The sequence below is a fragment of the Brevibacterium picturae genome (assembly GCF_030453725.1).
GTDB lineage: Bacteria > Actinomycetota > Actinomycetes > Actinomycetales > Brevibacteriaceae > Brevibacterium > Brevibacterium sandarakinum_A.
The window spans coordinates 1-7487 of record NZ_JAKDJU010000148.1; the positions used below are offsets into that span (position 1 = coordinate 1).

General features: G+C 64.4%; 7 protein-coding genes. 3 read left to right on the forward strand and 4 right to left on the reverse strand.

Annotated elements, in window-relative coordinates; translation table 11 throughout:
• The 3 genes from L0G76_RS12525 to L0G76_RS12535 all read right to left on the reverse strand — a co-directional run bounded on the left by L0G76_RS12525 (position 1) and on the right by L0G76_RS12535 (position 2380).
• On the reverse strand, positions 1-531 hold the full coding sequence (locus L0G76_RS12525) for a siderophore-interacting protein (protein WP_304357521.1): 531 nt from the start codon (positions 529-531) through the stop codon (positions 1-3).
• Positions 532-646: 115 nt separating this feature from the next.
• Entirely contained in the window at positions 647-1135 is a 489-nt protein-coding gene (locus L0G76_RS12530) for a DoxX family protein (RefSeq protein WP_304357522.1), read from the reverse strand.
• A gap of 54 nt (positions 1136-1189) precedes the next feature.
• Complete coding sequence (locus L0G76_RS12535; RefSeq protein ID WP_304357523.1) at positions 1190-2380, reverse strand: CPBP family intramembrane glutamic endopeptidase; 1191 nt, start codon at positions 2378-2380, stop codon at positions 1190-1192.
• A 255-nt stretch (positions 2381-2635) separates the two neighbouring features.
• Between L0G76_RS12535 and L0G76_RS12540 the strand changes: the two genes are divergently transcribed.
• From L0G76_RS12540 to L0G76_RS12550, 3 genes are all read left to right on the forward strand, one after another.
• The gene (locus tag L0G76_RS12540; protein ID WP_304357524.1) at positions 2636-4135 is read left to right on the forward strand and encodes an APC family permease; all 1500 of its coding nucleotides are present in this window, start codon (positions 2636-2638) and stop codon (positions 4133-4135) included.
• A 150-nt stretch (positions 4136-4285) separates the two neighbouring features.
• Positions 4286-5707 (forward strand): argininosuccinate synthase, encoded by a 1422-nt coding sequence (gene argG / locus L0G76_RS12545; protein WP_304357525.1) that lies wholly within the window; start codon positions 4286-4288, stop codon positions 5705-5707.
• Between the two features lie 114 nt (positions 5708-5821).
• Positions 5822-6631, forward strand: a complete 810-nt coding sequence (locus L0G76_RS12550; RefSeq protein ID WP_304357526.1) for a DNA alkylation repair protein — start codon at positions 5822-5824, stop codon at positions 6629-6631.
• On the opposite strand, the gene L0G76_RS12555 is transcribed toward L0G76_RS12550, so the two are convergent.
• On the reverse strand, positions 6594-7397 hold the full coding sequence (locus L0G76_RS12555; protein WP_304357527.1) for an alpha/beta fold hydrolase: 804 nt from the start codon (positions 7395-7397) through the stop codon (positions 6594-6596). The two genes, L0G76_RS12550 and L0G76_RS12555, sit on opposite strands and share 38 nt — an antisense overlap.
• Positions 7398-7487: the final 90 nt, after the last annotated feature.

Here is a 7487-nt window from a genome sequence, read left to right on the forward strand (position 1 = left end):
TCAGCCGGTCGGTTTGCCCTCGAACCAATAGAACTGCGAGAAGTGATGGTCCTTCTTCAGCTTCAGCTCCTGCTTGATCACCGAACGGAACTGCTTGATGAGTCCGCGCTCACCGGCGGCCCACACATAGAGGCCGTCCGGACCCGGCGCGTGAGTGCGCAGATGGTCGGCGAGCGCATGACCGAGCTGCCCATCGCTGCGAATCCAGTCCCACCGGGCGTTCGGGTGGTCGGTTCGCGGCAGGTTCTGAACGGTATCGGCGTCGTGGTCGTCTTCGATGACCAGCGTCACCGCCACCTCGGCTGGGATGGCCTGCAGCCACGAGTTCATCGCCGGAAGCGCCGTGAGGTCTCCCGCGAGGAGGATGTGGTTCGTGTTCGTGGGCAGGTCGATGCGGGCAGGGGTGAGCGGTCGACCCGGGTCACCACAACATTGTGGTTGGTGATCCGCATCAGACGCATCACGCCACGCTGCCAATTGACCATATGCGTCTTCCCCCACTCGTTGATGCTCGGCCAAGCCGATACTCACTGAGCTTAGCCTAGGCTAACAGGAAGATTCGTCGCGGTGGCTGACTGTCGTTGCCGACCATCACGACAACGTCGAGTGACGATCATCGCGGAAACGGCGGGTGACGCCTTCAGGCTCAGCTCTGCTTGAGGGCCTTCTTCTCGGCCTGCTTTGCGGCTTTCGCAGCGGCCTTCTGGGCCGCCTTCTTGGCTGCCTGCTTGGTCGTTTGAGCGCCCGCGACGAGGAGGAGTCCGCCCAATGCCGCGGCGTTCTTCGAGAACTGAGTCTTGTGGGCGGCCGCGTCGTCACCCTCCATCTCCCAGAAGGAGTGGCCGGCCAGCGTGGTCGGCACGAGTGATACGGCGAGGGCGAGCGCGGAGGTCCGAGGTTTGATGCCCAGCGCCATCGTGGTTCCGGCCAGCAGCTGAAGTCCGCCGTTGGCACGGACCAGGAGTTCATCGTCTTCGGGCAGGACCGGCACGTATTCGCGGATCGCGGCGAGAGTCGGAGCAGCAGCGGCGACGCGGCCGCCGGGGTTGGTCAGTGCCGAATACCCACCAGTGATGAAGATCGGTGCGGTGAGTACGCGCCCTGCAGTCTGCAGCAACGATGTTCCTAGTGCCATGGAGCTCTCCTTCAGGTTTGGGGTTTTGAGCCTAGCCGATGGCCGGCGTCAGCCTCAACGCGCTGACTCATCAGGAGCCACAGGCCCGGTTGGCTCGGGTCCCGCGCCACGGCCTGCCGGATCACTCTGACCTGCGACGACCCGCGGCCGTTTGAAACCCAAGTCGGGCTGCTTGCGGAACTGGCCGGTGGCGAGGAGCACGGCGATGACGATGGCGGACACGATCCACCCACTCACTCCCAGGAATGAGGCCAAGGCCATGTCCGGCGCCTGCGCGGAACCGTCGATGAACAGGCCGAGCAGCATTCCCGCCGAACCGTTGAGGGCCGCATGTGCGGTGACGGCCGGCCAGACCGAACCGGTGCGCAGTCGCAGCCAGCCGAACAGGACCCCCAGCATGATGCATCCGCCGACCATGAACGCGAGCCCGGTGATGTCGGGGCGGCCGAAGTTGTATCCGAGCAGGATCAATGGTGCGTGCCACAGGCCCCAGATCACTCCGACGATGAGCAGGGCCGGCCAGGTGCCGAGTGGGCGCAGGCTCGTCAGCAGCCATCCGCGCCAGCCGACTTCCTCGCCGAAGGCGACGGTCACGTTGAACAGCGACCCCAGCGCCATGATCACCAGATAGCCGATCACAGCCACGGCCACCGGGATCTCTCCCAGTCCGGGCAGCTGTGCCAACTGCGCCTTGAACCCTGAGAGACCAAGCAGATCGACCTGCATCCACCCGAATGCGGCGGCGAGCAGGTAGGCCGCGGCGACCAGCACGAACACACCGAAGAAGGCGAGCGCGGTCATCCCCAGCACCCGGCCGAAGGGACGCAGCGGCCACATGCCGAGGTACCTGAGAATGCTGGCCCGAGGTTGACCGGTGCGGCGGCGCTGGACGATCATCGCCACGACCACAGCGATCAGCGGGGTGAACATCATGGCCGCTCCCGAGACCTGCACCAACAGTGCATTGCCCATGCCCTCACCGCTCAACCACAGCGGCAGGCACACGAGCCAGGCGAGGACCACCGCGACCGCGACGAAGACCGCGAACTCGAGCCACGGCACCTTGGCCGGCACGATCGCCAGCGGCCGCCCCTTGGGGTCGACGTCAGTGCGGTCTCGTTCCGGCCCGCCGCTGCCCTGAATCGGGGTGCCCGCTCCTACGCCATCGAGATCCACCCCCGCCGAGGTTGCTGCTGCCCCTGCGACCACACTGGCGTTGTCGTCTCTGCCCGTTCCCGTATTCACGGTTCCCCCTCTGTCCTGCTCCGACTCCGCCGCTTCCATCCACGCTGCTGTCTGCGCCGGTCTCTTAGTCCAACCTACGTTGCCAAACGCCCTCGCACCTCCGCCCCGTGGATGAAATGGGTCTCGTCCGAGTGGCCGAGGGAAGACCCGCTCCCACCTCCCGTGCCCTCCGGACCGGCGAAGACCTGGTATCCATATTCTGAGATACGATGAACAGCGTTGAATCATCGTCGATTCGTGTAAAGGTGCACCTCAATGACCGAACCATCCCCAAACTCACACCTCTCCGACGCAGACCATCTCTCCGTCCTCGGTTACAACGACTCCTTCGAGAGATCGATGAGCCCATGGGCGAACTTCGCCCTCGGGTTCACCTACCTCTCACCTCTCGTCGGTGTATATTCCCTCATGGCCGTGGCCCTGTCCACGGGCGGACCACCCTCGATGTGGTGGATCATCATCGTCGCCTGCGGTCAGCTGCTCGTGGCCCTGGTCTTCGGTGAAGTCGTCTCCCAGTTCCCCATCGCCGGTGGGATCTACCCCTGGGCGCGCCGACTCTGGGGCAGGCGGTACGCATGGATGGCCGCATGGGTCTACATCTGCGCACTCATCGTCACCATCACCTCGGTGTCGGAGTTCGGGGCCGGATTCGTCGCGAGCCTCCTCGGCTTCGCACTGAACAGGAATACGACCCTCGTCCTGGCCCTGGCGCTGCTGGTCCTGGCTCTGGCAATCAATTTCAGCGGCACCAAATGGCTGGCTCGAATCGCTCGGATCGGCCTGTTCGCCGAGCTCATCGGCGTCATCGGACTCGGTCTGTTCCTGCTCATTTTCGAACGCAAGCACAGCTTCGCAGTCTTCTTCGACTCGATGGGCACCGCCGGCGACGGCAGCTACGTCACAGCCTTCATCGGCGCCGCGGTCGCCGGACTCTTCCTCTTCTACGGCTTCGAGGCCTGCGGTGACGTCGCCGAGGAGGTGTCAAATCCGGCTCGCGGCATCCCGAAGGCCATGCTCATGACGATTCTCGTCGGCGCGGTCTCGGCCCTGTTCTCATTCGCGGGCTATGTCCTCGCGGCCCCGAACCTCGACGAGATCGTCGCCGGCCAGGTCGAAGATCCCATTCCTACGATCCTCGAGGGCAGCCTCGGCGCGGTCGGTGCGAAGATCTTCCTCCTCGTCGCGATCCTCGCCTTCATCTCATGCGTTCTCAGCCTTCAGGCCGCCGCCTCGAGACTCATCTTCAGCTTCGCCCGCGATGGCATGATGCCCGGCCACAGGTGGCTGTCCAAGGTCACCGATGGCACCAAGATCCCGCGCAATGCCCTCATCGTCGCTTGCATCACCCCAGCCCTCATCTGCGTGCTCATCTGGTTCAACGATGGGATCCTCGTCGCTGTCACCTCGTTCGCGATCCTCGGCATCTACCTCGCCTTCCAGATGGTCGTGCTCGGCGCACTGCGGCAGCGACTCAAGGGCTGGATGCCGGCAGGACCGTGGTCACTTCGCGGTTGGGGCATCGTCGTCAACATCGCAGCGTTGGCCTATGGCATCTTCGCCATGATCCTGCTCTCACTGCCCGGGGACTCGGGGTCGTTCTTCTCCGACTGGATCGTTCTCATCGGTCTCGTCGTAGTGCTGGTGGCAGGCTTCATCTATCTCTTCGTCGCCCGCCCCGACCGCAAGTCCGATGCCCCGGAAGGCGATGCCATCGCCGTCGCCGACGCGATCCGTTCGCACCATTCGAATCACTGAGGCCCGGCGTCGGGCCGAGGTGTGCAGGACGTGCGTATGCGAGACGACGGGCCACCTCGGCGAGTGACTCTTCTTCCTTCGATCACATAAACATACATCTCCATGCATAACAATTCGACATGAGTTGTCCCTGCCGCTAAGGTGGTGGACATGTCGAAAGTACTGTCTTCGCTCCCTGTCGGTGAGCACGTTGGAATCGCCTTCTCCGGCGGACTGGATACCTCCTGCGCGGTCGCCTGGATGCGCCACAAGGGCGCCATTCCCTGCACCTACACGGCCGATATCGGCCAGTACGATGAGCCCGATCTTGACAGCGTGACCGAGCGCGCGAAGGAATACGGTGCGGAGATCGCCCGCTTCGTCGACGCAAAGCGCCTGCTGGTCGAAGAGGGCTTCGTGGCTCTGCAGTGCGGTGCGTTCAACGTCCGTTCCGGCGGCAAGACCTACTTCAACACGACCCCCCTGGGCCGAGCAGTGACCGGCACAATGCTGGTGCGGGCCATGAAGGAAGACGGCGTCGACATCTGGGGCGACGGCTCGACCTACAAGGGCAACGACATCGAGCGCTTCTACCGCTACGGTCTCATGGCCAACCCGAAGCTGCGCATCTACAAGCCCTGGCTCGACGCGGACTTCGTCGAGGAACTCGGCGGCCGCCAGGAGATGAGCGAATGGCTCGTCGAGCACGGCTACCCCTACCGCGACTCCGCGGAGAAGGCGTACTCCACCGACGCCAACATCTGGGGCGCGACCCACGAGGCCAAGACGCTGGAATTCCTCGATGCCGGGCTCGACATCATCGAACCGATCATGGGCGTTGCCGCTTGGCGCGATGACGTCGAGGTCAAGTCCGAAGAGGTCACCGTCGGCTTCGAGGCCGGACGTCCGGTGTCGATCAACGGTGAGAAGTTCGACGACCCCGTTGCCCTGGTCTTCAAGGCCAACGAGGTCGGCGGCCGCCACGGGCTCGGCGTCTCCGACCAGATCGAGAACCGCATCATCGAGGCCAAGTCGCGAGGCATCTACGAGGCCCCCGGCATGGCTCTGCTCCACGTCACCTATGAGCGCCTGCTCAACGCCATCCACAACGAAGACACCATCGCCCTCTATCACGAAGAGGGTCGTCGCCTGGGCCGCCGCATGTACGAGGGGCGCTGGCTCGACCCCCAGTCGCTGATGCTGCGCGAATCGATGCAGCGCTGGGTCGCATCGGCGATCACCGGCGAAGTGACCCTGCGCCTGCGCCGAGGTGACGACTACACGATCGTCGACACCACCGGCCCCAACCTCAGCTACCATCCGGAGAAGCTGTCGATGGAGCGCGTCGGCGATGCCGCCTTCGGCCCTGAGGACCGCATCGGTCAGCTGACCATGCGCAACCTCGACATCGCGGATTCGCGTGCCCGCCTCGAGCAGTACGCGGCCATGGGCATCGTCTCGGGCCCGACTTCGGAGCTCGTGGGATCCCTTGAGGCCGGTGGCGCCGAGGAGATCGCGAACTCCACCGTCGACGTCGATGAGGCCGGCGACCGCGCGGGCCTGTCTGCCGCTTTCGACGCCGGCACCGACTGATAGGTCACCGACAGCCGGCAACGGCCGAGTCGTCCTCGAAGCCCACGCACAGTCACATCACTGTGCGTGGGCTTCTGCGATCTCGCCGTCAGCGCGAAATGGGATGATCATGCCATGACATCAGCTGCGTCCGGTTCGCATCCCCTCGCCGAGGCGATCGATCGAGAGCTTCGTGCCCGTGGCAGCTGCGTGCGCGCATCCAAGGACCGCGCGTACCTCAAGAGCGAGCTTGTGCACTACGGCGTCGGAGTGCCGGCGACTCGCACTGTGGTGCGCAAAGCGCTCGACTCGGCGAACCTCGACCACGACAAAATCATCGAACTCGCCGAGGTGCTGTGGAACCGGGGCAGCGACGGCGGCGCCCCGGGTGATCCAGATGTCGCCAGAGACGGGGCTCCGGTCTACGAACTCCGCAGTGCGGCGACGATGGTGCTCATCCAAGCCAAGGACCACCTCGGCGCCGGTGACAGTGATCTCTTCGAACGACTGCTGCGTCAGGCACGAACATGGGCACTCGTCGACCCCTTGGCCGGGGATGCCATCGGCCCTCTGAGCGAACATGACGATGGCTTCGACCCGGTGCTCGAGCGCTGGGCGATCGACGACGATTTCTGGATCCGACGTTCGGCGCTGCTGGCCCACCTACGGCCCCTGCGGGAGGGCCGCGGAGACTTCGTTCGGTTCGCCCGCTTCGCCGATGAGATGTTGGAGGAGAAGGAATTCTTCATCCGCAAAGCCATTGGGTGGGTGCTGCGCGACACCGCCCGCAAACGGCCGGAGATGGTCTTCGACAGGATGCTTCCACGTGCCCATCGAACCTCGGGCGTGACGATGCGCGAAGCGGTGAAGCATCTGTCGCCGGAGCAGCGGAATGAGCTGCTTGCCGCTAAAGAGACTTCGCGAACTCGAGCAGGATCTGATTGAAAGCTTCGGGCTGTTCGATGTTGGCCGCGTGGCCGTCCTCGGGGATGACCACCGACGATCCGATCGGAGCCAGCCCTGCGGACGCGGCCGCATGCGTAGACGGCCAGTGCTCGCTCTCGGCTCCGGCGACGAAGAGCACGGGCACGTCGGTGCCTTCGATCACGGGACGCCAGTCGGCTTTCGCATGGTCGGCCAGAAGCGCGAGCTCACTGCGGCTGAGCTTATGGTCCACGCCCTTCATCACCTTGAGCAGACGCAGCATGCGTTTGCCTCGCTTCCAGACGGGTGTGCCATGCCCGGTGGGAGGGATGCCCTCGGCGAAGTAGGTGGCTGCGTTGGATTCGTCGTAGCCGTAGTAACCGTGCGGCCAGTCGGCAGTGTTGAGCATCGTCGGTGTCTGGTCGACGATGACGATGCCCGCGATGCGATCGGTTCCGAACTGGGAGAGATAGGACCAGATGGTGTTACCGCCCATCGATCCGCCCACGAGCAGAACATCAGTCAGGTCCAAAACCTCAAGCACCTGCGCCACATCCTGACCGCGACGCTCCATGGTCACACCGGAGCTGGGGCGGTCAGCAGCTCCGTGGCCGCGCAGATCAACGCAGAACACCTGGCAGCCCGCCTGTGCCAACGGTCCAACCTGATAGCGCCAGCTGGTCGCCGGCGCCTTGAACCCCGCCAGCAGCACAACACAGCGACCGGAAGAGTCTCCGGCCTGGGTGTACTCGAGACGAACGCCGTCATCGGCGATGATCGCGGCCATCCATCAATCCTACCGTCCGGGGCCCTCGATCGACCCGGGCTTTCCGCGTCGTAGAGGTGAAGGGCATAGGGTAAGCGGCATAGACATCCC